The sequence below is a fragment of the Streptomyces sp. DI166 genome (assembly GCF_900091315.1).
Taxonomy (GTDB): Bacteria; Actinomycetota; Actinomycetes; order Streptomycetales; family Streptomycetaceae; genus Streptomyces; species Streptomyces fuscus.
This window is the reverse complement of record NZ_FLSP01000024.1, coordinates 48890-73154: the sequence shown is the minus strand read 5'-3', so window position 1 is coordinate 73154 and position 24265 is coordinate 48890. Positions and strand designations below refer to the sequence as shown.

Below are 24265 nucleotides of genomic sequence, written 5' to 3'. Positions count from 1 at the left end.
CCCGACGCTTCCGCTCGGCAGTCCGCTCCAGATCCTGCTGCTCGCCTGCTCGTTCGCGCTCGCCGGGTACGCGGGCGTGCGGCTGCTGGACGGCGACTGGTTCGAGATCGCGCTGTGGTTCGTGGGCGCGGCCGTCCTGCACGACGTGGTGCTGCTGCCGCTGTACGCGGCGGCGGACCGGGCACTGGGAAGGGCGGCGGGCCGGCACGTGATGTACGTGCGGGTGCCCGCCGCCCTGTCCGCGTTGCTGCTGCTCGTGTGGTTCCCGCTGATCACCGGTCAGGTCGCGGACCGCTACCGCTCGGTGACCGCGCTGTCCCCGGACGGCTTCCTGGCCCGGTGGCTGCTGATCACCGCCGTACTGTTCGGCGGTTCGGCGCTGCTGTTCGTGCTGCGGTTGCGCAGGGCGGCGAAGGAGCGCCCGCCGACCGTCCACTGACCCTCGGCCCGCCAGCCGGCCCGCTGCGCCAGGCGCAGCAGGGCCGGTGTGCCGATCCGGGCCCACGGGAACGGGCTGCCGGTGGCGCCCCGGGCGTCGGTGACCCGCACCAGGACCCGCTCGTCGAGGTCCAGGCCCGGCACCGTCTCCACGATCAACAGGCCCCCCTCGCACAGGAGTTGGGCTATCCGGTCGAGGAGAGCCGCCGGGTCGCCGCCGATGCCGACGTTGCCGTCGATGAGCAGGGCGGTGCCCCAGCGGCCCTCCGCGGGCAGCGGGTCGAAGACCGAGCGGCGCAGGGCCTGCCCGCCGAGCCGTACGGTGCGCGCCACGGCCGCCTCGCTGACGTCGATGCCGAGCGCGGGCCTGCCCTGCGCGCCCAGCGCCGCCACCAGCCGTCCCGGCCCGCAGCCGACGTCCAGCACGGCGCCCTCGCAGCGGCGCAGCACCTCCAGGTCCACCGCGTCGGCCGCCGCGCACCAGCGCTCCACGTCCAGCGGCAGCAGCCAGCCGTCGGCGCGGCGCAGGAACAGCGGGCCGCGGCCGGTGCGCAGCGCGTCGGTGTAGGGGTCGCCGTCGGACCAGGCGGCCGTCTCGGGCCGCTGCCGCACGACCCGTACCGTGCTCATCGGCGCTCCACCGCGGTCAGCGTGCCGAGCAGTGAGGCGAACCGCCCGCCCGGCGTCTCCCGCGCCACCGAGTGGGCGTCGGCGGCGGTGTCCACGTCCCGCAGCACGGGCAGTTCCCGCACCCGCAGCCCCGCGAGCCGCTCCCGCTGGGCGGCGCCCGTGTGCGGGGTCGACATCGGCACGCCGCGGACCAGCGACGGGTCGGGCGCGGCCAGGCCCAGCGCCCAGAAGCCGCCGTCCGCGGCCGGGCCGAAGCAGGCGTCGCAGCCGTCGAGGTCGACGCTCAGCAGCTCCGGGGTGACCTGCGGGGTGTCCATGCCGATGAGCAGGGCCGGGCCCGCGCACATCGCGAAGGCGGCGGCGAGGCGTTCGTCCAGGCCGCCCGCGCACTGCGGCACGACCTCGAACCCGGCGGGCAGCCAGGGGCCGGGCGTACCGTCCAGGACCAGCACACGGCGCTCGGCGGGCGTACGGGCCACGGCGTCCAGCGTGTCCGCGAGCGCGGCCTCGGCCAGCGCGGCGGCCTCCTCGGGAGTGAACGGCGGGGTGAGTCTGGTCTTCACCCGGCCCGGACGGGGTTCCTTGGCGATCACCAGCAGCGTGGTCACGCGTGTGCCTCCTCGCGCTCCGCGAGCACCCGGCTCATGTCCCGCACCGCCTGCCAGGTGCCGCGCCAGGTGCCGGTCACCTTGGAGGCGCCGGTGCGCGGCAGGTAGGGCACGTCGTACTCGGCGATCCGCCAGCCCGCGTCGGCGGCCCGGACCACCATCTGCAGCGGGTAGCCGCTGCGCCGGTCGGTCAGGCCGAGGCCGAGCAGGGCCTCGCGGCGGGCGGCGCGCAGCGGGCCGAGGTCGTGCAGGCGCAGGCCGGTGCGGCGGCGCAGCAGATGGGACAGGGCGAGGTTCCCGGCGCGGGCGTGGGCGGGCCAGGCGCCGCGGGACTGCGGACGGCGCCGGCCGAGCACCAGGTCGGCCTCGCCGGAGCGGACGCGGTCCACGAAGGGCACCAGCTCGCGGGGGTCGAGGGAGGCGTCGCAGTCGCAGAAGCAGACCACGTCGGCCGTGGCGGCGGTCAGCCCCGCGTGGCAGGCGGCGCCGAAACCGCGCCGCTCCTCGCGCACGACGGTCGCGCCGAGCGCGGCGGCGACGGCGGCGGAGCCGTCCGTGGAGCCGTTGTCGACGACGAGCGCGCGCCAGCCGGGCGGGATGCGCTCCAGCACCCACGGCAGCGCCTCGGCCTCGTCGAGACAGGGCAGTACGACATCGACGGACACCGGGTCCGGATCTGAAGGGGGAGAGGTCGTCACACGGCTCACCCTACGAGCGTGAAACGGGCATAACGGACAGTGGCTTCTTACGAAACGCGGACGTCGCCGGGGCGTGCCGACTTCTTACGAAAAGAGGACGTTCCCTGGTGGCGGGGGCATTCGCGCGCGCGTGGTGCGACGCTGGCGGCATGGAACAGCAGCAGCCCCGGATCCTCGTCGTCGACGACGACCCGACCGTCGCCGAGGTGGTCTCCGGGTACCTCGACCGCGCCGGATACGCCGTGGACCGCGCGGGCGACGGCCCCGACGCCCTCGCCCGGGCCGCCGAGCACTGGCCGGACCTCGTCGTCCTGGACCTGATGCTGCCCGGCATGGACGGCCTGGAGGTGTGCCGCCGGATGCGCGGACAGGGCCCGGTGCCGGTCATCATGCTCACCGCGCGCGGCGACGAGGACGACCGCATCCTCGGCCTGGAGGTCGGCGCCGACGACTACGTCACCAAGCCCTTCAGCCCCCGCGAACTCGTCCTGCGCGTCGAGTCCGTACTGCGCCGGGTGCGCCCCGCGCAGCCCTCGGGACTGCTGCGGGTGGCGGGGCTCACGGTCGACCCGGATGCCCGCCGCGCCCAGAAAGGCGGCACCGAACTCGCCCTCACCATCCGCGAGTTCGACCTGCTCACGTTCTTCCTCCGGCACCCCGGGCGGGTGTTCAGCCGGGAGGACCTGATGCGGGATGTGTGGGGCTGGGACTTCGGCGACCTGTCGACCGTCACCGTCCATGTGCGCAGACTGCGCGGCAAGATCGAGGACGATCCGGCCCGGCCCCGGCTGATCCAGACCGTGTGGGGCGTCGGCTACCGGTTCGAGGAGGGCTGACCGTGCGCGACACGCTTCTCATCGCCCTGTTCGCCTTCCTGGGCGCCACCGCGGCCGGGGTCCTGGGCGCGGCGGTCCTGCTGCTGATCCGGCGCCGGTCCCTGGCCGTGCACCTCACGGTCGTCGCCGCCGTCGCGGTCACCGCGATGCTCGCGGGGACCCTGGCGGTCGCGCAGGCGATGTTCCTGTCCGAGCACGACCTGAAGGTGGTCACCCTGGTCGTCGCCATGGCCGCCGTGGTCTCCCTGGCCACCGCCCTCCTGCTGGGCCGCTGGGTCGTCGCCCGCAGCCGCGCCCTGGCCGACGCCGCCCGCTCCTTCGGCGACGGCGGCGCGTTCACGTCCCCGGACGGACCGGCGACGGCCGAACTGGCCGCGCTGAGCCGCGAGTTGGAGGCCACCAGCGCCCGCCTGGCCGAGTCCCGGGAGCGCGAGCGCGCCCTGGAGTCCTCCCGCCGTGAACTGGTCGCCTGGATCTCCCACGACCTGCGCACCCCGCTGGCCGGACTGCGCGCCATGTCCGAGGCCCTGGAGGACGGCGTCGCCGCCGACCCCGACCGCTACCTGAAGCAGATCCGCACCGAGGTGGAGCGCCTGAACTCCATGGTCGGCGACCTCTTCGAACTCTCCCGCATCCACGCCGGCGCCCTGGCCCTGACGCCCACCAGGATCTCCCTGTACGACCTGGTCGGCGACGCCCTGGCGGGCGCGGACCCGCTCGCCCGCGAGCACGGGGTCCGCCTCGTCGGCGGCCGCGTGGAACCGGTGCCGGTGGAAGTGGACGGCAAGGAGATGAGCCGCGTGCTCGGCAATCTCCTGATCAACGCCATCCGCCGCACCCCCTCCGACGGCACCGTCGCCATCGCCGCGGAACGGGTCCCCGACGGCGTCCTGCTGTCCGTCACCGACGGCTGCGGAGGCATCCCCGAGGAGGACCTGCCCCGCGTCTTCGACACCGGCTGGCGCGGCACCGACGCGCGCACGCCCCCGGCGGGAGCGGGGCTGGGGCTGGCGATCGTCCGGGGCATCGTGGAGGCCCACCAGGGCCGGGCGACGGTACGGAACATCCCCGGGGGCTGCCGGTTCGAGGTGGTGCTGCCCACGGCGGAGGTCTGAGCGGTCACTCCTCCCGCGCGAACTCCCGCATCCCCTCCTCGAAGGACACCTCCGGCTTCCATCCCAGCTCGGCCCGCAGCCGGGCGGAGTCGGCCGTGATGTGGCGGACGTCGCCCAGACGGTACTCGGCGGTGGTCACCGGGGTGGGGCCGCCGTACGCCGCGGCCAGGGCGTGCGCCATCTCACCGACCGTGTGGGGGTCGCCGCTGCCGGTGTTCAGGGCGAGGAGGGTGCCCGGGGGCGGCGGGGACTCCAGGGCGGCCAGGTTGGCCCTCGCCACATCCCGTACGTGCACGAAGTCCCGGCGCTGGCGGCCGTCCTCGAAGACCCGGGGGGCCTCGCCCCGGGCCAGGGCCGAGCGGAAGAAGGACGCGACCCCGGCGTAGGGGGTGTCGCGGGGCATGCCGGGGCCGTAGACGTTGTGGTAGCGCAGGGAGACTGCCTGGCTGTCCGTCACCCTCGCCCAGGAGGCGGCCAGGTGTTCCTGGGCGAGCTTGGTGGCGGCGTACACGTTCCGCGGGTCCGTCGGGGCGTCCTCCGTCACCAGGCCGGGGGACAGGGCGGAACCGCAGCTCGGGCAGCGCGGTTCGAAGCGGCCCGCCTCCAGGTCGGGTACCGCGCGCGGGCCGGGGCGGACGTCGCCGTGCCGGGGGCAGGTGTAACGGCCCTCGCCGTAGACCACCATCGAGCCGGCGAGCACCAGGCGCCGTACGCCCGCCTCGGCCATGGCCGCGAGCAGGACCGCCGTGCCCAGGTCGTTGCGGGAGACGTACTCCGGGGCGTCCGCGAAACCCGTGCCCAGGCCGACCATCGCCGCCTGATGGCACACCGCGTCCACCCCGGCCAGGGCCCGGCGCACGGCGTCCGGGTCGCGTACGTCGGCCGCGGGGTCCGCCCGTACGTCGTACACCACGGGTTCGTGGCCGCTGTCCGCGAGGGCCTTGACGACATGGGATCCGATGAAACCGGCACCGCCGGTGACCAGTACACGCATGTCCCCACGCTAGGGCGGGGACCGGGACGAAAGGGCGCTGTGGGCCCGCGCGTCACGGGTCCGTAAGATCCGGCGGCCCGGCGGGCGGGAGCGTCACCGTGAACACCGTCGCACCCGGCTCGCTCGCCAGCCCGATGTCACCACCGTGCGCCCGCACCAGCGACGCCGCCACCGCCAGGCCCAGACCGCTGCCGCCCCGGTCCCGGCTGCGCGCCTTGTCCACGCGGTAGAAGCGGTCGAAGACCCGCTCCCGGTCAGCGGCCGGGATGCCGGGGCCCGCGTCCGCGACGCGCACCCGCGCCGTGCCGTCCCGCGCCGACACCGCCACCGAGACCTCCGTGCCGGGCGGGGTGTGCACGGCGGCGTTGGTGAGGAGGTTGTCCAACACCTGCCGGATGCGCTGCGGGTCCACCCGCGCGGTCAGCGTCGCCGGGCCCGGCCGCACGGTCAGGGGGTGGTCCGGGTGGCTGGCCCGGAAGGCGTCCGCCGCCTGCTGTACCACCTCCACCAGATTCGTCTCCCGGGGCCGCAGCGGCGTCTGCACCTCCGCCGCGTCCAGCCGCGCGAGCAGCAGCAGGTCGTCCAGCAGGAACCCCATCCGCGCCGCCTCCGCGCGCAGCCGCGCCAGGTGCTTGTCGCGCTCCTCGGGCTCGTTGGCCGCCGCGTACTGGAAGAGGTCCGCGTACCCGCGCACCGACATCAGCGGCGTGCGCAGCTCGTGCGAGGCGTCCGCGACGAACCGGCGCAGCCGCTGCTCGGCCTCCGTGCGCACCGCGAGGGACTCGTCGATGTGCTCCAGCATCCTGTTGAACGCGGTCCGCAGCTCCTCCACCTCGGGCCCGCCGCCGCGCGCGGCGTGCCGCACCGGCAGCCGCGCCGAGTCCGTCAGATCGTGCGAGGTGATGCCCCGCGCGGTGCTCGCCATGTCGCTCAGCGGCTGCAGCCCGCGCCGCAGCATCGACCGCCCGGCGACCACCAGCGCCAGCAGCGCCAGACCGAACGTCACCGCCTGAATGGTCGCCAGCTCCGTGACCGTGTCCTCGATCTCCTCCAGCGGCGCCGCGCTGACCAGCACGGTCCCGGGCGTCACCTCGCAGGCCCGCAGCCGGTACAGGCCCGCGCCCTTGAGCCACTCGGTGCGCAGGATCTCCTCGCCGGCGTCCACGCGCGCCCGGGCCGCGGCGGTGAAGTCCTCGACGTCCTCCGGCAGATCGGTGTCCGCCTCCGGCTTGCGCAGCTCGGGCGTGCCGCCGGAGACGTCGTACACGGCGTAGTACCAGCCGTAGTACTTCTTGTTCTGCAGCGAGCCGTAGTCCACGAGGTTCTTGGACTGCGCGGTCTGCGCGTGCGCCAGCTGCGTGTCCAGCTCGGCCGACAGATAGTCGCGCATGTACGTCGTCAGCGCCGTCCCGACGACCGCGAACACCACCAGCGCCAGCACGCCGAGCCCCAGCGCGAGCCGGGTGCCGAGCCGGAGTCTGCCGTACGCCCGCCGCAGCCGCCGTATCACTGAGCGGCCTGCCGGATGACGTACCCGAAGCCGCGCACGGTGTGGATCATCGGCGGGCCGGTGTCGTCGAGCTTGCGGCGCAGCCGGCTGACCACCAGCTCCACCACGTTGGAGCGCCCGCCGAAGCCGTACTCCCACACGTGGTCCAGGATCTGCGCCTTGGTCTGCACGGTCGGCGACTTGCGCATCAGGTAGCGCAGCACCTCGTACTCGGTCGGGGTGAGGCCGAGCAGCTTGTCGCCGCGGCGGACCTCGCGGGTGTCCTCGTCCATGGACAGATCCCCCACCCGCAGCACCGAGCGCTGGAACCCGGGCCCGGCGCTGCGCCGCAGCACCGTGCGCAGCCGGGCCATCAGCTCCTCCACCGCGAACGGCTTGACCAGGTAGTCGTCCCCGCCCCGGGTCAGCCCCGCCACCCGGTCGGCGACCCCGTCGCGGGCGGTGAGGAACACCACCGGGACCATCGTCCCGGAGCGGCGCAGCCGGTCCAGCACGCCGAAGCCGTCGAGGTCCGGCAGCATCAGGTCGAGCACGACGATGTCCGGGTGGAACTCGGCGGCGCGGCGCAGCGCCTCCTCACCGGAGTTCGCGGTGACGGCGTCCCAGCCCTCGTACCGGGCGACCGTCGCGACGAGGTCGGCGATCGGCGGGTCGTCGTCCACTACGAGCAGTCGTACTTTTTCCACCCGCTCATACTGCGTCACCCGGCCCCCCTCGCCCAGACCGGGTCCGGCCCCCGGAAAGATCGACAGCGACTTGTAAGACGTACGACAGGTGATCGACAGCTTCCGCCGGACAAGCTCGTATCCCGGCCCCCACGCCCCACAAGGAGCTGCCGACCGTGACGACCGTCCAATCACCTCCCGCGCCCCCCACGGCGATACGCCCCCGGGTGGTGGCCCGCGCCGGCCTGTACGCCGTGCTGGCCGCGAACGCGGCCGCGGTGACCTACTTCTTCGCCGACGCGGGATTCGGCGCGTCCAACGCGCTGCTCGTCCTCGGCCGCCTCGCCGGGCTCTACGGCGCCCTGCTGATGGCGTTCCAGCTGCTGCTGGTGGCCCGGCTGCCCTGGCTGGACCGGCGGATCGGCATGGACCGGCTGACCTCCTGGCACCGCTGGACCGGCTTCGGCATCCTGTGGACGCTGCTCGCGCACGCCGTGTTCATCGTCTTCGGCTACGCCGACTCCTCCGGGCTCGACCCGGTCAACCAGCTCGTCGACCTCGCCGAGACCGTCGAGGGCGTGCTGCGGGCGGTCGCCGCGCTGGTGATCATCATCGTGGTCGGGGCCGTCTCCGGACGCTCCGCGCGGCGCAGGCTGGCCTACGAGACCTGGCACTTCATCCATCTCTACACCTACCTCGCGGTGGTGCTGGCCTTCACCCACCAGGTCGCGGTGGGGACGACGTTCACCGCGTCGTCGGCCGCGACCGCCTACTGGTACACGCTGTGGGCGGTCGCCCTCGGCGCGGTGTTCACGGGCCGGCTGGTGCTGCCGCTGTGGCGGAACCTGCGGCACCGGCTGGTCGTGTCCGCGGTGGTGCCCGAGTCGGACGACGTGGTCTCGGTGTACATCACCGGCCGCGACCTGGACCGGCTGCCCGCGCGTGCGGGGCAGTTCTTCCTGTGGCGGTTCCTGACGAAGGACCGCTGGTGGCAGGCGAACCCGTTCTCCCTGTCGGCCGCGCCCGACGGGCGCACCCTGCGGCTCACCGCGAAGGCGGCCGGGGCCGGAAGCGCGGGACTGCGTCATCTCCGGCCCGGCACCCGGGTGTTCGCCGAGGGCCCCTACGGCGCCTTCACCGCCCTGCACCGCACCCGCGCCGAGTCCGTGCTGATCGCCGGCGGTGTCGGTGTCACACCGATCCGGGCGCTGCTGGAGGAACTCCACGGCCACGCCGTCGTCGTCTACCGGGTCGCCGCCGAACGGGACGCGGTCCTCTACGACGAGCTGCGCGAACTGGCCCTCGCCAAGGGCGCCGAGCTGCACCTGGTGACCGGCCCGGTCCACCCGGACAAGCTGGCCCCCGCCGAACTGGCCCGGCTGGTCCCGGACATCGCCGAGCGCGACGTCTTCCTGTGCGGGCCGCCGCCGATGATGCGCGCGGTGCTGGGCAGCCTGCGCGAGCTGAACGTGCCCGGGCCGCAGATCCACTTCGAGCGTTTCGCCCTTGCGGGCTGAGAGGGACACCGTGAAGCGAGCCATACCCGTACTCGTCCTGACCGCGGTCGGCCTGGTGCCGCTGTGGCGCTACGAGCCGTCGACGGCGGCGTCGGACGACCAGGTGTCGGCCCCGGCCCGGACGGTGACGCCCGCGCCCTCCGCCTCCTCCTCCGGCGGCTCCGGCAGTTCGGCGCTGGTGATCGAGGGCTCGGTGGTCAACACCGAGAAGGGGCACGTACAGGTTGAGGTGACCTTCGAGGGCGACGCGATCTCCTCGGTGCGGATGCTGCAGCAGCCGGACCATCCGCAGACCACGGCGGCCGTACCGCGGCTCGTCGAGGAGACCTTGCAGGCGCAGAGCGCGGACATCGACACGGTGTCCGGGGCGACGATCACCAGCGAGGGGTACAAGGAGTCCCTCCAGGCGGCCCTCGACGCGCGGGACGCCTGACGTGCGGCGCGTCGAGCAGGTGATGGGGTTCCCGGTCTCGCTGCGGGTGGACGACGAGCGGGTGCCCGGCGCGGCCGTGGCCGCCGTCTTCGCCTGGCTGCACGAGGCCGACGCCCGCTTCAGCCCGTTCCGGCCCGACAGCGAGGTCTGCCGCCTGGACCGCGGCGAGACCGGCCCCGGCGAGGTCAGCGCCGACCTCGCCGAGATCCTCGCCCTGTGCGAGGAGTACCGGGTGGCCACCGGCGGCGCCTTCGACGTACGGCTGCCCGGCCGCGGCCTGGACCCCTGCGCGGTGGTCAAGGGCTGGTCGGTGCAACGGGCGGCGGACCTGCTGCGGTCGGCCGGGGTGGAGCGCTTCTGCCTCAACGCGGGCGGCGACGTGGTCACCGCGGGCGGGCCCTGGCGGGTGGGGATACGGCACCCGGAGCGCGCCGACCGGATCTGCGCGGTCCTGGACATCACCGACGCGGCGGTGGCGACCTCGGCCTGCTACGAACGCGGCGCCCACATCCTCGACGCCCGCACGGGGCTTCCGGCCACGGGCCTGCTGAGCGTCACCATCGTCGCCCCCACCCTGACGGAGGCCGACACGACGGCGACGGCGGCCTTCGCGCTGGGCGAGGAGGGCGTGGCCTGGGCCTCGGCCCGCCCGGGGTGCGAGGTGTTCGCGGTGGACTCGGCGCGGCGGGTCCTGCGGACGCAGCGGGTGCCGTTGGCGGCGTAGTCCGGCGGCTTACGCCCGCACTGCGCGTACTGCCCGGGCCTGTGCCGGGAGGCGGAAGGTTCGGCGGTCGGAGCGGGTGCCGTTGGCGGCGTGGTGCGGCGGCTTACCCCCGCACTCCGCGCACCACCCAGGCCCGCGCCGACAGGGTGATCGTGCCCTCCGGGTCGTGCGGGACCGACCGCGCCAGTGCCGTGCGCAGACGGTCCCGCTGATCGGGGGTCAGGCCCGTGACGTACGTTCCCGCCGGGCCCTGGCCCGCCAGGAACGGGGACCACAGGTCCGTCACATCGGCGAAGGGGGTGGGGACGACCAGCGGGGTGACACGGACCTGCGTCAGGCCCGCCTGCGTCCACAGGGCGTGCAGGGGGTCCGGCCGGCAGAGCGGGAAGCGGCGGGCCTCGTCCAGTTCCGCCGCCGCCGGGTCCACCGACGTCGCCGCGTTCCAGAAGTGGCGCAGCATCTGCATGCCCTCCGCGTAGTCCCAGACGTACGCGGCCACCTGGCCGCCCGGGCGTACCGCGCGGGTCATCTCGGCCACTCCTTCCGCGGGCTCGGGAAGGAAGTTGAGCAGCAGTCCGCTGACCGCCACGTCCCAGGAGGCATCCCGCACCGGCAGAGCGCGGGCGTCGGCCACCGCGAAGCCCACGGGGCCGTGCGCCGTGTCCCGGGCCGTCGTCACCAGCTCCGCCGACCGGTCGCAGCCCAGGACCACCGCGGGTCGGCACCGGGCGGCCAGTACCGAGGTCAGGGCGCCCGTGCCGCACCCCACGTCCAGCCAGCGCAGTCCGTCGGCGTGCCCCTCCAGCGCCGTGAACCGCTCGGCCACCCGGCGGCTCCACCGCCCCATGAACCGCTCGTAGCCGGGTCCCGCCTGCCAGACGTCAAAGCGCCGCTGCTCGCTCATGACACCACCATGCGGGACGCGGACGGCTTCGGCCGACATCCCGCACACAACCGGGAAAACGGGTCGTTCCGTACGCGGGCCCCCGGACCGGAGTCGTCCTCCGGTGAGCGGTCTAGACTCTCCCCGCAACTGCTTGCTCAATCCCGGCCGGAAGCGGGCGACTTCTGCCAGACCCGAAGGGTATTCGGCGCTTTGATACGGATAGATTCAGTCACCAAGCGGTACCCGGACGGCACGGTGGCGGTCGACCGGCTGTCGCTGGAGATACCCGACCGCGCGATCACCGTCCTCGTCGGCCCCTCCGGGTGCGGCAAGACGACGACCCTGCGGATGATCAACCGGATGGTCGAGCCCAGCGAGGGCACCATCCTCCTCGACGGCAAGGACATCCAGCAGCAACCCGTCAACACCCTGCGCCGGTCGATGGGTTACGTCATCCAGAACGCCGGTCTCTTCCAGCACCGCACGATCCTCGACAACATCGCCACCGTGCCCCGGCTGCTCGGCTGGGGCAAGGAACGGTCCCGGGCCCGCGCCCGCGAGCTGATGGACCGCGTCGGACTCGACGGCACGCTCGCCCGGCGCTACCCCTACCAGCTCTCCGGCGGCCAGCAGCAGCGCGTCGGCGTGGCCCGCGCCCTCGCCGCCGACCCGCCGGTCCTGCTCATGGACGAGCCCTTCTCCGCCGTCGACCCGGTCGTACGCAAGGGACTTCAGGACGAACTCCTGCGCATCCAGGAGGAGTTGGCCAAGACCATCGTCTTCGTCACGCACGACATCGACGAGGCCGTCAAACTCGGCACGATGGTCGCCGTGATGCGCACCGGCGGCCGGCTCGCCCAGTTCGCGCCACCCGCCGAACTGCTCACCGACCCCGCCGACGCCTTCGTCGAGGACTTCCTCGGCACCGACCGCGGCATCCGGCGGCTGTCCTTCTTCACCGCCGCCGGACTCGACCTGCTCACCGCGCCGATCGTCGCCGTCGACGCCACCGCCGAGCAGATCGCCGCCCGCGACACCGCCGACGTCCCCTACCTCCTCGTCACCGACCTCGACGGCAGGCCGCTCGGCTGGGCCGAGTCCGGCGAGCTGACCGCCGGCAGCATCGAAACGGACCGACTCCTCCCGCACGGACGCCCGTTCGCCGCCGGCACCGACTCGCTGCGCGCCGCGCTCGACTGCGCCGTGCTCTCCCCGACCGGCTGGGCCGTCGCGGTGGACGGCGAGGGCCGGGCCGCCGGAGTGGTCTCCCAGCAGACCATCGCCGAGGCCATCCGCGGCGCCCACGCCAACAGCGCCCGCACCACCCAGAAGGTCGCGCCATGAGCGGTCTCTTCGACATGCCGAGCTACCTGGAGTACAGCTACTTCGGCCTGGTCGGACTCCACCTGCGCGAGGCACTGATCCCGGTCCTGGCCGGACTGCTGGTGGCACTGCCGCTAGCCCAGCTCTGCGTCCGGGTGCGCTGGCTGTACCCGCCGGTGCTGTGGGTGACCACGATCCTGTACGCGATCCCCTCGCTCGCCTTCTTCGTGGTGCTCATCGACTACACCGGCCTGAGCGAGACCACCGTGATGATCCCGCTCGCCGTCTACTCCCTGGTCGTGCTGGTCCCGGCCATCGTGGACGGCGTCCGCGCGGTCCCCCAGGAGACCCTGGCCGCGGCCACCGCCATGGGCTTCGGCCCCGTACGCCGTTATCTCCAGGTGCAGTTGCCCATCGCCGCGCCCGCCATCATCGCCGGACTGCGGGTGGCGTGCGTGTCCAGCATCTCCCTGGTCAGCGTCGGCATGCTGATCGGCAACCAGGGTGCCCTCGGCAACATGCTCGACGCCGGGCTCAAGTACGACCAGCCGCGCCTGGTGTGGCTCTCCGTCGGCGGCACCGCCGTCCTCGCCACCGCCGTGGACGCCGTGCTCATCGGACTGCGCCTGCTGCTGACACCGTGGATGCCCCGGGGAGCGCGCACCCCCGCGGTGAAGGAGGCCACCGGGTGAACATCCTGAACTACATGGCCGACTTCCTCGGCGACGGCGCCCACTGGACGGGCTACGACGGCATCCCCACGCGCGTCGGCGAGCACATCGGCTACACCCTGATGGCCCTCGGCATCGCCGCCGCCGTAGGACTTCCCGTCGGGCTGCTCACCGGGCACACCGGCCGGGGCGGCAACGCGCTCGCGCTGATCGCCACCGTCGGACGCGCCCTGCCCAGCTTCGGCCTGATGGTGCTGATGTTCCTGCTCCTCGGCCTCGGCATGGCCCCGGTGCTGATCCCGCTGGTGGTACTGGCGATCCCGCCGATCCTCGTCACCACCTACGAGGCCATGCGCTCGGTCGACCCCGCCCCCGTGGACGCCGCCCGCGGCATGGGCATGGGCGAGCCGGAGGTGCTGTTCCGGGTCGAACTGCCCGTCGCCCTCCCGCTGATCCTCAGCGGCCTGCGCTCGGCGGCCATCCAGATCGTCTCCACCGCCACCATCGCCGCCTACGTCAGCTTCGGCGGCCTCGGCCGCTACATCGTGGACGGCCTCTACCAGCGCGACTACGAGAAGGTCGTCGGCGGGGCGACCCTGGTCGCGGCCATGGCCCTGGCCACCCTGGCCCTGTTCTGGGCCGTGACCAGGCTGACGGTCTCCCGCGGGGTGCGCGGGGCGGGCACCGGCTGAGCCCGCCTCACGCCTCGGTGCGGGCCAGCGCCTGTTCCAGTACGGTCAGCAGCGCGTCCCGCACCGAGCCCCGCTCCCGGGCGTCGAACACCACCACCGGCACCCCGTCGCTCACGTCCAACGCCCAGCGCACATCGTCCAGTTCGTGCTCCACCTTCCCGTCGAAGGCGTTCACCGCCACCGCGAACGGGATCTGCTTGTGCTCGAAGTAGTCGACGGCCGCGTAGCAGTCGTCCAGCCGCCGGGTGTCCACGATGACCAGCCCGCCGACGGCGCCCTCGACGATGTCGTCCCACATGAACCCGAACCGCTCCTGTCCGGGCGTGCCGAACAGATACAGCTTCAGCGTCGGGTCGATGGTGATGCACCCGAAGTCCATGGCGACCGTGGTGGTCGTCTTGTCCGGGGTGTGGCTGAGGTCGTCGACGCCCGCCGCGACCTCGGTGATCGACGCCTCCGTCGTCAGCGGCTCGATCTCGGAAATGGAGCCCACGGCCGTGGTCTTGCCCACGCCGAAGCCTCCCGCGATCACCATCTTGACCGGCAGCGGCGGTCGTACGGCGGCGGCCGGTTCAGTCGGTGTCACGGAGTACCCCCCGGGAGTCGGGGATGGCGCGCAGGCCATCGATCACTCTTCGCAGTACGGATGAATCGTGGACGGCATCGGCGCTGGGCACATGCACGGTCAGCCGTCCCTCGGCCCGCAGATCCTCCGCGAGCACCCGGACGACGTTCAGATGCAGCCGCAGCCGCGCCGCGATCTCCGCGATGGACTGCGGCTGCCGGCAGGCCGCGACGATGTCGTGCTGCTCGAAGGAGAGCAGGTCGAGCGCGGCGAGACCCTCGGCGGTGGCCACCACCTGGGTCTCGACGGGCATCGGCCGGCCGGTCGCACTGGGCACCACCCGGCCGGCGGTGACCAGGAACGGCCGGACGGCGGGGGCGGGGCCGACCGGGTCGTCGCCCGGGGGTGGGGTGCCGTCCGCCATCAGTTCGTAACCGTTCTTCCCGAATTCCGGTCGCGGCCCGTCAGCGGGCCGACGCGGCACCGACGCTGTTCTTCAGCTCCAGCACCAGCTGCGGGCTGAGCGCGGCACCGGCGCGGTTGGCGAACAGGGTCATCTCGTAGGCGATGTTGCCGAGCTTGGCCTCCTTGTCGGTGACCACGCCGAGCACCGCCCCGCTGCCGATCGCGGAGACCAGGACGTGCCCGCCCTCCAGATCGATGATGACCTTGTTCAGACCGCCGAGGCCGTAGTTGCCGGAGGCCCCGGCGGCGAGGCTGGTGATACCGGACACGATCGCGGCGAGCCGCTCGGAGTCGGCGTGCTCGCGCAGTTCGGAGACCGCGATCAGCAGTCCGTCGGAGGAGACCGCGATGGCGTCGACGACACCCGCGGTCTCGGTCGCGAAGCGATTCAGCAGCCAGGTGAAGTCGGCTGCGGCCGCCTGGAGTTCGGCCGGCGTGGTGCCACCTGTGGACGTGCTCACTGCTCCGCTCCTTCCGGGAGGTGGTTCTGGTGGTGCGTGTCGGGGGTGGGTGTCTCTTGGGTGCTCTCGCTGCCGCTGTCGCGGTGCGCGCGCTCCACGGCCGCTTCGAACTCCTCCAGCGCGGACCGTACGGCGTCCGCGTCGGCGGGGCGGGGGGCCCGGCGCAGCGCCTGCTGGGCGCCGGAGTCCTGCGCGGTGCGCAGGGTGGCACCGCGGACCCGGCGGCGCAGCGGGCGGGAGCCGGAGGCGTGGTCCTTCGGGGACGCCTCGGGCTGCTCGGCCCGGGCGTGGTCGTCGGACGGTACGGCGGGGGCGGGAGCCTCGCGCCGGGGGAGCCGACGGGGGAGGGGGCCGGCATCGGCCGCGACCGAGGGGAGGGGGCCGGTGGGTTTGGTTGCCGGGGTCGCGGCGGGCGCCGAGGTCGTGCCGGTTGCCGAGGCTCCGGCGGATGCCGAGGTGGTGCCGGTTGCCGAGGTTCCGGCGGGCGCCGAGGTCCTGCTGGACGCCGAGGTTCCGGCGGGTGCCGATGTCCCGGCAGACGGGGGTGTCCTCGCCGGTTCCGGAATGCGGGCGGACGCGAGCTCCTTCACCGGCTCCGGAGACCTGGCGGAAAGCGGCGCCTTGGCCGCCGGTTCCGGTGCTTCCGGTACCGGCAGCAGCAGTGACGACGGCACGTTGACCTCGGCGGTGACACCGCCGCCCGGTGTGCGGGTCAGCGTCACGCCGATCTCCCAGCGGCGGGCCAGCGTGCCGACCACGAACAGGCCCAGCACCTTCGTCGGCACCAGGTCCAGCCGCTCGCGGCGCACCAGCCGGGCGTTCTCCTCGGCCAGCCGCTCCGCGCTCATCCCGAGCCCGTGGTCGGAGATCACGATGGACGCGGACTCCCCGTCCGCGCCGACCGCCACCGTCACCTCGACGGGGGAGCCCGCGGGCGAGAACGACACCGCGTTCTCCAGGAGTTCGGCCACCATCAGGGTCAGGTCGCCGATCACGTCCGGCTCCACCGCGGCCTCGGAGCGCGCCTGCAGCCGTACCCGCTGGAAGCCCTCGATCTGGCCGAGCGCGGCCCGTACGACGGTGGTCAGCGCCAGCGGACCGGAGCCGATGCCGGACTCGCGGATACCGGCGAGCAGCATCAGGCTGTCGGCGTTGCGGCGCAGGCGGACCGCGATGTGGTCGATGCTGTAGAGCCGTTCCAGCAGCTCGGGGTCGGTCTCCCCGCGCTCCACCGCGTCGATCAGGGCGAGCTGGCGGGTGGTCAGGTTGCTGACCCGGCGGCCCACGTTGCCGAACATCTCGGCGACGTTGCGGCGGCTGAGCACCTGGCGTTCCAGCAGGGCCGCGGCCGTGGTCTGCACCCGGTTGAAGGCCTCGGCGAGGTCGCCGATCTCGTCGCGCGCGGTGACCGGCACCTCGCGCAGCCGGGGCGGGCGGTCGTCCTCGGCGTCGTCGTCGGCGACCCGGGCCAGCTCGCGGTCCGCGATCTCGGCGACCTCCCGGGCGGCACCGGTGAGGGCCTGCACGGGCCGGACCACCGAGCGGCGCACCAGCACCGACAGGACGAACCAGAGGGAGAAGCCGAGCAGGGCGAGCGCCAGCAGGAGCCCGGCGCGCCAGGCGGCCTCGCCGGAGGCGTCGTCGGCCCGGTCGGCGATCTGGTCGATGAGGGAGGCGGTGACCCCGAGCCGGATCTCGGCCTGCTCCCGGTAGGCGGGGTAGGAGTCGAGCGCGGCCCGGAAGGACCGGCGGATCTCGGCGGGGGAGTCGGACTGCAGTCCGCTCGGGTCGATCTGCAGCTCGGCGAACTGCTGCTTGATCCTGGCCTGCGGGGAGCTGTGCTCGATGCCGCGCAGCTCCTCGGCCTGCTCGGCGGTGGCGAACCGGGCGAACCGGTCGGCCTGGTAGGTGTACACCTCGTGCGAGCCGACCGCGCCGATGAACTCGATGAGCGCGTTGGAGTCACCGGTGGAGGCGGAGAACACCCCGGTCTCGAAGGCGCTGTGGGCGGCGTCGGCGCGCAGCAGGGAGTCGAGCAGGTTGCCGGTGAAGGTGGCGGCGAGGCCCGCGTTGCGGTCCAGCTCCAGACCGTCGATGACACCGTTGGCAGCGCTCGTGTAGGCAGGGTCGATGTTGTCGGCGGGCAGATAGCCCTGCTCGATGGTGTCCCGGAGGCTGCCGAGCGCGCTGATCTCGCGCAGTGCGCGGGCCTCGCCCTCCGGCAGCCGGTCGCCGAAGGTCTCCCGGACCTTGATCACCTGGCGGTCCACCGCGGACTGCGCCCGGTCGTAGGCGTCCGTGGAGGGCGGGGCGGCGCCCTCGCCGCCGGCCTCGTGCCGTACGGAGAGCAGGATCGCCTGCTGGTGCTCGGCCTCCACCCGGTCCACCAGGGTGGCCACTTCGGCGCTGGCGCGGACCAGGCGGGCCGCGTCGGAGGCGGAGGAGGACTGGCTCAGCTGGTCGGTGATGAGGTAGGCGAGCAGTACGGCGACCACCGTCAGCGGCACACCGACCAGGAGGTTGAGCTTGCGCCGGAAGGGGCGGCTGTCGATGAAGCGCCGTATTCCGAGGGGGGAACCGTGTGCCGCGGTGGACGCGTCCACCTCGTTCGTGGACACCTTTCCTCCTCGTGAGTGAGCGGACTCATGGCGTCAACTTGCGTGGAGACTATCGCCTCTTGATGCATACGTCTTCACATGCGATCACAAATGACTACTCATTGAGTCCAATCGGTTACCCGGATTCCCTTGACTGAGGAAGAAGCCGGTGGATTGGATCAGTTGACGTACTGAAGAACAACCGTCCCACCCCCAACTCAGTCCGGAACGGGAATCGTGACTTCTACCGCCGCACGCAGCAGGAACCTCGTCGCGCTCGCCGCCACCGCGGCCCTGCTCGCCGGATGTGGCTCGTCCGACGACGAGAACGACAACCCCCTGGCCGGGGACAAGGCGAGCGGCGACACCGTTGTCGTCGGCTCCAACAACTTCGCCGAGTCCATCCTTCTCGCAGACATCTACGGTGAAGCCCTGAAGGCGAAGGGCATCAAGGTCACCTACAAGCCCAACATCGGCAGCCGCGAAACCACTTACGGCCTGCTGAAGAACGGCTCCATCACGGTGCTCCCGGAGTACAACGGCTCGCTGCTGGCGTACCTGGACCCGAAGGCGGAGCAGAAGAGCGCCGACGCCGTGAACGCGGCCGTGAAGACCAAGCTGGACAAGAAGCTGACGCTGCTGGAGTCCTCGCCCGCTGAGGACAAGGACTCCGTGAGCATCAACGCGGCCACGGCGAAGAAGTACAACCTCACCGGTGAGTCCACGCTCGCGGACCTCAAGGAGATCGCCCCCGAGCTGGTCATCGGCGGTTCGCCCGAGTTCCAGACCCGCCAGCAGGGCCTGGTCGGTCTGAAGGACGTCTACGGGCTGGAGTTCAAGTCCTTCAAGGCGCTCGACGCGGGCGGTCCGCTGACCCAGGCGGCGCTGGCGAAGAACACGGTGCAGGCCGCGGACATCTTCACCACGGACCCGACCATCACCAAGGAGAAGTTCGTCGTCCTGAAGGACCCGGAGAACCTCTTCGGCTTCGCCAACGTGACCCCGCTGGTCTACAAGTCGGGCCTGCCCCAGGAGGGCGTCGACGTCCTCAACCAGGTCTCCGCCAAGCTCGACACCGAGACCCTGCTGGAGCTCGACTCCCAGGTCCAGCTGGAGAACAAGGACCCGCTGGACGTGGCCAAGGAGTGGCTGAAGACGGCCGGACTGAGCTGACAGACAGCACCGCAGCGTCGAACAGGGGGCGGGGGAGCCGGGTTCAGGCCGGTTCCCCCGCCCCCTGTCGTGCCGCCCGCCGCCGTTGCCGACGCCCGAGGCGCGGCTCCTGGTCGGGGAGCCAGCCGAAGGCGAGGCAGCTCCCCGTGAGGCCCAGGAGCAGACCGAGGAAGAAGCCGCCGAGGTTGGACGTGAGCCAGGTGCCCAGCGACAGCAACAGGCCGGTGATCGAGTAGAACAGGCGCTGCGCGGGGTTGAACAGGATGAGCAGGCCCAGCAGCAGCATCAGCGTCGGCAGCAGATACCCGGCCAGGCCCTGCATCCCCAGGTGCAGGACGACCTTCATCGACGCCTTCTCGGTGAGCAGGATCTCCGCGCCGCCCAGGGCGAGCAGCAGCCCGCCCCAGAACGGCCGCTGACCCCGCCAGCGACGGAAGCCCGCCCGCGACAGGCGACGGAAACCGGGGCGCGTCATCAGCAACCCGACTCGCTGAACCGGAGCTTGAGACCGGGCAGCTTGAACACACCGGCTGTGGTGGCGTAGTTGGTCTGGCGCAGATTGGCGATGCGCACGGTGTCGGCCTGCTGGCTGAAGACGCCCTTCGGCCCCTGCACCCCGGCCTTGGTGAGGGTGCTCGCGTCGTTGCCGATCTCGATGCCGTTGAAGGCGGCGTCGCCGGACAGCTCGGTGGAGTCGGTGGTCAGATCGCTCGCGGTGACCTTCTCCGCTCCGCTGCCCGCGGTGATGAGCAGGTTGATACCGCCGAGATCCACGCTCTGGCAGAGCTTGCTCAGCGTCGCGTCCTTGATCACGGACGTGACGACCAGGACCTGACCTCCGGTGTCGCCCTCGTTGGGGCTGCCCGGAGCCATGTTGTCCAGTCCGCCGAACTGCTCGAAGCCGGTGCCGTTCAGCTCGGTGGCGGTCACCGTGAACGGCATGCCGGAGATGGCGAACTGCACGCCCAGGGCGCCCTGTGCGGTGAGCACCGCGAGTCCGGCGAGGGCGAGCGTGGCGGGGACCGCCATGACGGCGGCGCGGCGGGCGCGGACGCGTCCTGGTCTGGGGGTGGTACCGCTTTCCAAGTCTGCTCCCGGTGTTCGGGCACGTTGTCCTGGCGCGGACAGCGGGCGGGTGAGGGGTGGCGTGAAGGGCTTTCTCCGTACTGCCCAGTAGCGTGCGAGGAAGTTACCGGGGGTTACATTTGAGGGTCAAGACAGTTGTGAAAAAAGGGTGTTGAACCTGCGTCAGTTTTGCGCCGCGGTTGCGCCGTGCCCCAACTCCCGTTCAAACACTTGACGTTGACGAGATGTCAGGTCTACAACTCGACCTGGCCGTACCGGAATCCGTGGCGCCGGAACGGGCGGCCCCTTCTCGCGGCTTCAGCCCGCGTCTCCTCATGGCACCCCGCACGGCCGGTCCTCCCTGCGGCCGTGCGCGGTACCCCCCACCCCCGCTTCGAAAGAAGAGGCACCCGCATGCGTACTCGCACCCTGTTCACCCTGGTCTGCACCGCCGCGGCCTGCGCACTCCCGCTCGCCGGACCCGCCTCGGCGGCCGACGACGTCCCGGTGCTCACCACCGGCGGTACCGGCGGCACCCCGGTCGCCGTCGGGGACGTCCTCACCGCCCAGCTGGCCAGTGGCACCACCGCCACCCTCTACTCCAGCGCGACCGGCACCAGCGGTGTCTCCTGCACGTCCTCGCAGTTCACCGCGACCGTCACCGACAACCCGGCGGCGCCGGGCACCGCCACCGAGTCGCTCGACGCGCACTCCTTCGACAGCAGCAGCTGCACCAGCAACGTCCTCGGTGTGCGCGCCGTCAACAGCATCACGGTCGACAACCTGCCCTACACCACCTCCGTGACCTCCGACGGCACCGTCACGGTGGCCCCGGCGAGCGGCGCCGTCCAGACCACGGTCCGCCTGAGCACCCTGCTCGGCACCATCACCTGCGTCTACCAGGCACCGAGCCTGACCGGCACGGCGAGCAACGACGACAACAGCATCACCTTCACCGCCCAGCAGTTCACGAAGGTCTCCGGCTCCTCGCTCTGCTTCGCGAACGGATACTTCACCGCCAAGTACGCCCCGGTGACCGACGGCGGAGCCCCCGTCTTCGTCAACTGACGGACGCCGCGCCTGAGTTCACCTCCTTCGCAGGCGCGCGACCAGGGCGGCGCCCCCGGTGAGCACCAGCACCGCGGCGGCGCCGCCCGCCACCAGCGGGGCGGACGGGCCGGAGTCCGGCGTGGAGTTCGCGCCCACGTTGCTGACGTCCGGGGCCGGAGTCGGCGGCGGCACGGGCGTACGGCGCGGCTCGGCCTGCGCCGTCTTCGAAGCCTCCGGAGTCTTCGAGGGCGAGGGCGAGGGCTTCGCCGAGGCCGACGCCTTCTTCCCGCTCTCGGCGGGCTTCTTGGCAGCCGCCGTCTCCTTCTCCGGGAACACCACGTCCGAGCAGGAGTAGTACGTGTCCGGGGTACTGCTGTTCCGCCACACCGTGTACAGCACATGCCGTCCCGTGCGGTCCTTCGGCAGGGTCATACGGATGCGGTAGGCGCCGTCCGTGAGTGCCGGGTCGCGTACCTCGGCGAAGGGCCTGTCCGGCAGGTCGGACCAGGTGAGCGGCTTGGCCGGATCGTAGCCCTGCTCGGTGAGATAGAGCCGGAACGTACCGGTGTGCGGGATCGTCGAGACGTACCGCATGGTCAGCGTGGCGCCGGGCTCCAGACGGGTCGAGGGCCAGTCGGAGCGGGCCAGGTCCAGGCCCCGGTAGGCGGGCAGGCCGCCGCTGCACAGCTTTCCGTCGGGGACGACCTGCCGGTCACGTCCGTTCACATTCGCGATGCGCAGGTTGTCCCAGGCCGTGAAGGGTGCCCCGTTCGCGGCGACGGCCGCCCGGCACGCCGCCGTCGAGGCGTCGGCGCCGCCCTCCGGGGAGCAGGCCCGCACCCGGCTCACCGGATCCGTGGGCGCGCCGTGCGCGGCGGCCGGTCCGGCCGCCCCCAGGGCGAGCAGCAGCGGGGCCGCCGTGAGAGCGGCGGCGCGCCGGGCGCGAATCCGGGTCATGTGAAGCGTCTCCTCGGCCGGTGCGGGACGGGCGGTGCGGGACCGCGTGCTTCTGTCCAGTACGGGCCGCGGGCCGTGTGCGTTCAGCGGGGTGCGAGCCCCTGCATAAGCAGACACAAGCGGTCAATCAGTGGATGCCGAGGGTTTGTTTCCGGCCTGATCGAGGGTTTCCCCTGTATCCCTATGACCGCCCGCTTGCCTATCGTTCCTGCACAGCCGACCCACAGGTAACCCCGCAGGGGTCGGTCCCCACCGCGCCTGGCCGGCCTCAGCGCAACGCTTTTCGGTTCTCGGTTCACCCCCCTCCGCTTCGACGACGAAGCGACAGACCGCCGCTCCGACGCTGCCCGGAGTCCGGCCACGAAAGGCATTCCCTTGCGTACCTCCCCCTCCGTGCGACGGAGACTGATATCCGTCGCCGCGGTCTCCGCCGCGCTGTTCACGGCCGCTACCGCCACCGGCGCCATGGCCCAGGAGACCGCCGCCCCCCAGCAAGCCCCCACCGCCGCCCGCACCGAGGCCGCCCCCGGCGCCCCGGCCGAGCGTCTGATCGTCGGCTACAAGTCCGGCGCCGCCGAGGCGAAGTCCAACAAGGCCGCCGACGCGGACGCCGTCGCCAAGGGCAGGAAGGCCGGCGAGTCGCTGGACTTCGAGCGCCGCCTCGGCACCGGCGCCGCCCTCGTCGACCTCGGCGAGGACCTCAGCAAGGCCGATGTCGCCGACGTCATCGCCGAGTACGAGGCCGACCCGCAGGTCGCCTACGTCGTACCGGACCGGCTGAACAAGCCGCTGGCCACGCCGAACGACACCGAGTACACCAAGCAGTGGGACCTGTTCGAGGCCACCGCGGGCATGAACGTGCCGGGCGCCTGGGACACCACCACCGGCACCGGGGTGACCGTCGCCGTGATCGACACCGGCTACGTCGCCCACTCCGACCTCGCCGCGAACATCGTCGGCGGCTACGACTTCATCTCCGACGCCACCGTCGCCAACGACGGCGGCGGACGCGACAGCAACCCGGCCGACCCGGGCGACTGGACCGCCGCGAACGAGTGCGCCTCCGGCGACCCGGCCTACGACTCCTCCTGGCACGGTACGCATGTCGCGGGCACCATCGCCGCGGCCACCGGCAACGGCAAGGGCGTCGCCGGTATCGCGTACGGCGCGAAGATCTCCCCGCTGCGGGTGCTCGGCAAGTGCGGCGGCTACGACTCCGACATCATCGACGCCATCACCTGGGCGTCCGGCGGCACCGTCTCCGGCGTCCCGGCCAACACCAATGTCGCCAAGGTCATCAACATGAGCCTCGGCGGCGGCGGCGCCTGCACCACCGCGACCCAGAACGCGATCAACGCGGCCGTCGGCCGTGGCACCACGGTCGTCGTCGCGGCGGGCAACAGCAACGCCAACGCGGCCAACTACTCGCCGGCCAGCTGCAACAACGTGATCAGCGTCGCGGCCACCGACCGGCAGGGCAACCGCTCCTACTACTCCAACTACGGCTCCGTCGTCGACATCGCCGCCCCCGGCGGTGAGACCAACTCCGTCACGACCAACGGAATCCTGTCGACGCTGAACTCCGGTACCAAGGGCCCGGGTTCGGAGAGCTACGAGTACTACCAGGGCACCAGCATGGCCGCCCCGCACATCGCGGGTCTCGCCGCGCTGATGAAGTCGGCCAACACCGCGCTCACCCCGGCCCAGATCGAGTCCGCGATCAAGACCAACTCGCGTGCTCTGCCGGGGACGTGCTCGGGCGGCTGCGGCGCGGGCCTCGCGGACGCGGCGAAGACGGTGCAGGCGGTGAGCGGGTCCGGCGGCTCCACGGGGGGCACCACCTTCACCAGCACCTCGTCGGTGGCGATCCCGGACAACGGCACGGTCGAGTCCCCGATCACCGTTTCCGGCCGCAGTGGAAACGCCCCCTCGGCGCTCCAGGTCGGCGTGGACATCACCCACACCTACCGCGGTGACCTGGTGATCGACCTCGTCGCCCCGGACGGTTCGGCCTACCGGCTGAAGAACTCCAGCTCCTCGGACTCCGCGGACAATGTGGTCACCACCTACACGGTGAACGCCTCCGGCGAGGCCGCCAACGGCACCTGGAAGCTGCGGGTGCGGGACACGGCGACGCTGGACACGGGCCGGGTCAACAGCTGGAAGCTGACCTTCTGACCGAAGGACAGCCG

At 72.4% G+C, this 24265-nt stretch carries 25 protein-coding genes; 11 read left to right on the top strand and 14 right to left on the bottom strand.

The window, feature by feature from the left end; translation table 11 throughout:
- Positions 1-294: 294 nt before the first annotated feature.
- Genes GA0115233_RS14550 through GA0115233_RS14540 form a run of 3 tightly spaced genes read right to left on the bottom strand, consistent with a single transcriptional unit; the run spans position 295 to position 2374 of the window.
- Positions 295-1068, bottom strand: a complete 774-nt coding sequence (locus GA0115233_RS14550) for a class I SAM-dependent methyltransferase (RefSeq protein ID WP_093720617.1) — start codon at positions 1066-1068, stop codon at positions 295-297.
- Positions 1065-1676: a TIGR04282 family arsenosugar biosynthesis glycosyltransferase gene (locus GA0115233_RS14545; protein ID WP_093720616.1), complete on the bottom strand. Its 612-nt coding sequence runs from the start codon at positions 1674-1676 to the stop codon at positions 1065-1067. The genes GA0115233_RS14550 and GA0115233_RS14545 overlap by 4 nt, the downstream gene beginning before the upstream one ends.
- Positions 1673-2374, bottom strand: coding sequence for a glycosyltransferase family 2 protein (locus tag GA0115233_RS14540; RefSeq protein WP_093720615.1), 702 nt, complete (start codon positions 2372-2374; stop codon positions 1673-1675). Before GA0115233_RS14540 ends, GA0115233_RS14545 begins: the two co-directional genes overlap by 4 nt.
- 149 nt (positions 2375-2523) lie before the next feature.
- Between GA0115233_RS14540 and GA0115233_RS14535 the strand changes: the two genes are divergently transcribed.
- Both GA0115233_RS14535 and GA0115233_RS14530 read left to right on the top strand, forming a co-directional pair.
- The gene (locus tag GA0115233_RS14535) at positions 2524-3210 is read left to right on the top strand and encodes a response regulator transcription factor (protein ID WP_093720614.1); all 687 of its coding nucleotides are present in this window, start codon (positions 2524-2526) and stop codon (positions 3208-3210) included.
- Between the two features lie 2 nt (positions 3211-3212).
- Complete coding sequence (locus GA0115233_RS14530) at positions 3213-4325, top strand: sensor histidine kinase (protein WP_093720613.1); 1113 nt, start codon at positions 3213-3215, stop codon at positions 4323-4325.
- A gap of 4 nt (positions 4326-4329) precedes the next feature.
- Here the strand turns inward: GA0115233_RS14530 and GA0115233_RS14525 are convergent, their stop codons facing one another.
- Genes GA0115233_RS14525 through GA0115233_RS14515 form a run of 3 tightly spaced genes read right to left on the bottom strand, consistent with a single transcriptional unit; the run spans position 4330 to position 7515 of the window.
- Positions 4330-5319 (bottom strand): NAD-dependent epimerase/dehydratase family protein, encoded by a 990-nt coding sequence (locus GA0115233_RS14525; protein ID WP_093720612.1) that lies wholly within the window; start codon positions 5317-5319, stop codon positions 4330-4332.
- 52 nt (positions 5320-5371) lie between these two features.
- Entirely contained in the window at positions 5372-6829 is a 1458-nt protein-coding gene (locus tag GA0115233_RS14520; protein ID WP_093720611.1) for a sensor histidine kinase, read from the bottom strand.
- Positions 6826-7515 carry a response regulator transcription factor gene (locus GA0115233_RS14515; protein WP_176711778.1) on the bottom strand — a complete coding sequence of 230 codons (690 nt, stop codon included), beginning with the start codon at positions 7513-7515 and terminating at the stop codon, positions 6826-6828. Before GA0115233_RS14515 ends, GA0115233_RS14520 begins: the two co-directional genes overlap by 4 nt.
- Before the next feature lie 155 nt (positions 7516-7670).
- Between GA0115233_RS14515 and GA0115233_RS14510 the strand changes: the two genes are divergently transcribed.
- From GA0115233_RS14510 to GA0115233_RS14500, 3 genes are read left to right on the top strand one after another with little or no spacing between them, the layout of a single operon-like run.
- A complete protein-coding gene (locus GA0115233_RS14510) occupies positions 7671-9011 on the top strand; it encodes a ferredoxin reductase family protein (RefSeq protein WP_093720609.1) in 1341 nt (446 codons plus the stop codon).
- 10 nt (positions 9012-9021) lie between these two features.
- Positions 9022-9444: an FMN-binding protein gene (locus GA0115233_RS14505; RefSeq protein WP_093720608.1), complete on the top strand. Its 423-nt coding sequence runs from the start codon at positions 9022-9024 to the stop codon at positions 9442-9444.
- 1 nt (position 9445) lies between these two features.
- The gene (locus GA0115233_RS14500) at positions 9446-10168 is read left to right on the top strand and encodes an FAD:protein FMN transferase (RefSeq protein WP_093720607.1); all 723 of its coding nucleotides are present in this window, start codon (positions 9446-9448) and stop codon (positions 10166-10168) included.
- 103 nt (positions 10169-10271) lie between these two features.
- Here GA0115233_RS14500 and GA0115233_RS14495 read toward each other — a convergent pair whose 3' ends face one another.
- A complete protein-coding gene (locus GA0115233_RS14495; RefSeq protein WP_093720637.1) occupies positions 10272-11072 on the bottom strand; it encodes a class I SAM-dependent methyltransferase in 801 nt (266 codons plus the stop codon).
- A gap of 192 nt (positions 11073-11264) precedes the next feature.
- Here GA0115233_RS14495 and GA0115233_RS14490 point away from each other — a divergent pair, with 192 nt between their 5' ends.
- From GA0115233_RS14490 to GA0115233_RS14480, 3 genes are read left to right on the top strand one after another with little or no spacing between them, the layout of a single operon-like run.
- The gene (locus GA0115233_RS14490) at positions 11265-12398 is read left to right on the top strand and encodes an ABC transporter ATP-binding protein (protein ID WP_093720606.1); all 1134 of its coding nucleotides are present in this window, start codon (positions 11265-11267) and stop codon (positions 12396-12398) included.
- The gene (locus GA0115233_RS14485) at positions 12395-13069 is read left to right on the top strand and encodes an ABC transporter permease (protein ID WP_093720605.1); all 675 of its coding nucleotides are present in this window, start codon (positions 12395-12397) and stop codon (positions 13067-13069) included. Before GA0115233_RS14490 ends, GA0115233_RS14485 begins: the two co-directional genes overlap by 4 nt.
- The gene (locus GA0115233_RS14480) at positions 13066-13740 is read left to right on the top strand and encodes an ABC transporter permease (protein WP_093720604.1); all 675 of its coding nucleotides are present in this window, start codon (positions 13066-13068) and stop codon (positions 13738-13740) included. Before GA0115233_RS14485 ends, GA0115233_RS14480 begins: the two co-directional genes overlap by 4 nt.
- A gap of 7 nt (positions 13741-13747) precedes the next feature.
- Here GA0115233_RS14480 and GA0115233_RS14475 read toward each other — a convergent pair whose 3' ends face one another.
- The 4 genes from GA0115233_RS14475 to GA0115233_RS14460 are packed head-to-tail and all read right to left on the bottom strand — an operon-like array spanning position 13748 to position 17849.
- Positions 13748-14365: a GTP-binding protein gene (locus tag GA0115233_RS14475; protein ID WP_176711776.1), complete on the bottom strand. Its 618-nt coding sequence runs from the start codon at positions 14363-14365 to the stop codon at positions 13748-13750.
- The gene (locus tag GA0115233_RS14470) at positions 14313-14729 is read right to left on the bottom strand and encodes a DUF742 domain-containing protein (RefSeq protein WP_093720636.1); all 417 of its coding nucleotides are present in this window, start codon (positions 14727-14729) and stop codon (positions 14313-14315) included. The genes GA0115233_RS14475 and GA0115233_RS14470 overlap by 53 nt, the downstream gene beginning before the upstream one ends.
- Positions 14730-14769: 40 nt before the next feature.
- Positions 14770-15231 (bottom strand): roadblock/LC7 domain-containing protein, encoded by a 462-nt coding sequence (locus GA0115233_RS14465; RefSeq protein ID WP_093720602.1) that lies wholly within the window; start codon positions 15229-15231, stop codon positions 14770-14772.
- A complete protein-coding gene (locus GA0115233_RS14460) occupies positions 15228-17849 on the bottom strand; it encodes an ATP-binding protein (RefSeq protein WP_093720601.1) in 2622 nt (873 codons plus the stop codon). Before GA0115233_RS14460 ends, GA0115233_RS14465 begins: the two co-directional genes overlap by 4 nt.
- Before the next feature lie 216 nt (positions 17850-18065).
- Here GA0115233_RS14460 and GA0115233_RS14455 point away from each other — a divergent pair, with 216 nt between their 5' ends.
- Positions 18066-19001 carry an ABC transporter substrate-binding protein gene (locus GA0115233_RS14455; RefSeq protein ID WP_093720600.1) on the top strand — a complete coding sequence of 312 codons (936 nt, stop codon included), beginning with the start codon at positions 18066-18068 and terminating at the stop codon, positions 18999-19001.
- 43 nt (positions 19002-19044) lie between these two features.
- Here the strand turns inward: GA0115233_RS14455 and GA0115233_RS14450 are convergent, their stop codons facing one another.
- Both GA0115233_RS14450 and GA0115233_RS14445 read right to left on the bottom strand, forming a co-directional pair.
- A complete protein-coding gene (locus tag GA0115233_RS14450; protein ID WP_093720599.1) occupies positions 19045-19476 on the bottom strand; it encodes a DUF6114 domain-containing protein in 432 nt (143 codons plus the stop codon).
- Positions 19476-20030: a DUF6230 family protein gene (locus tag GA0115233_RS14445; protein ID WP_250754764.1), complete on the bottom strand. Its 555-nt coding sequence runs from the start codon at positions 20028-20030 to the stop codon at positions 19476-19478. The genes GA0115233_RS14450 and GA0115233_RS14445 overlap by 1 nt, the downstream gene beginning before the upstream one ends.
- A 450-nt stretch (positions 20031-20480) precedes the next feature.
- Between GA0115233_RS14445 and GA0115233_RS14440 the strand changes: the two genes are divergently transcribed.
- A complete protein-coding gene (locus GA0115233_RS14440; protein WP_093720597.1) occupies positions 20481-21134 on the top strand; it encodes a Tat pathway signal sequence domain protein in 654 nt (217 codons plus the stop codon).
- Positions 21135-21152: 18 nt separating this feature from the next.
- Here GA0115233_RS14440 and GA0115233_RS14435 read toward each other — a convergent pair whose 3' ends face one another.
- Entirely contained in the window at positions 21153-22073 is a 921-nt protein-coding gene (locus GA0115233_RS14435; RefSeq protein ID WP_093720596.1) for a lytic polysaccharide monooxygenase, read from the bottom strand.
- A gap of 375 nt (positions 22074-22448) precedes the next feature.
- On the opposite strand from GA0115233_RS14435, the gene GA0115233_RS14430 reads away from it, so the two are divergent.
- Positions 22449-24251 (top strand): S8 family peptidase, encoded by a 1803-nt coding sequence (locus GA0115233_RS14430; RefSeq protein ID WP_176711775.1) that lies wholly within the window; start codon positions 22449-22451, stop codon positions 24249-24251.
- The last annotated feature ends 14 nt before the right edge of the window (positions 24252-24265 follow it).

Coding starts and splice junctions, on each gene's coding strand:
- GA0115233_RS14550 (WP_093720617.1), bottom strand. CDS start 1,068: ATGAGCACGGTACGGGTCGTGCGGCAGCGGCCCGAGACGGCCGCCTGG.
- GA0115233_RS14535 (WP_093720614.1), top strand. CDS start 2,524: ATGGAACAGCAGCAGCCCCGGATCCTCGTCGTCGACGACGACCCGACC.
- GA0115233_RS14525 (WP_093720612.1), bottom strand. CDS start 5,319: ATGCGTGTACTGGTCACCGGCGGTGCCGGTTTCATCGGATCCCATGTC.
- GA0115233_RS14495 (WP_093720637.1), bottom strand. CDS start 11,072: ATGAGCGAGCAGCGGCGCTTTGACGTCTGGCAGGCGGGACCCGGCTAC.
- GA0115233_RS14485 (WP_093720605.1), top strand. CDS start 12,395: ATGAGCGGTCTCTTCGACATGCCGAGCTACCTGGAGTACAGCTACTTC.
- GA0115233_RS14475 (WP_176711776.1), bottom strand. CDS start 14,365: ATGGCCTGCGCGCCATCCCCGACTCCCGGGGGGTACTCCGTGACACCG.
- GA0115233_RS14470 (WP_093720636.1), bottom strand. CDS start 14,729: ATGGCGGACGGCACCCCACCCCCGGGCGACGACCCGGTCGGCCCCGCC.
- GA0115233_RS14450 (WP_093720599.1), bottom strand. CDS start 19,476: ATGACGCGCCCCGGTTTCCGTCGCCTGTCGCGGGCGGGCTTCCGTCGC.
- GA0115233_RS14445 (WP_250754764.1), bottom strand. CDS start 20,030: ATGGCGGTCCCCGCCACGCTCGCCCTCGCCGGACTCGCGGTGCTCACC.
- GA0115233_RS14440 (WP_093720597.1), top strand. CDS start 20,481: ATGCGTACTCGCACCCTGTTCACCCTGGTCTGCACCGCCGCGGCCTGC.
- GA0115233_RS14435 (WP_093720596.1), bottom strand. CDS start 22,073: ATGACCCGGATTCGCGCCCGGCGCGCCGCCGCTCTCACGGCGGCCCCG.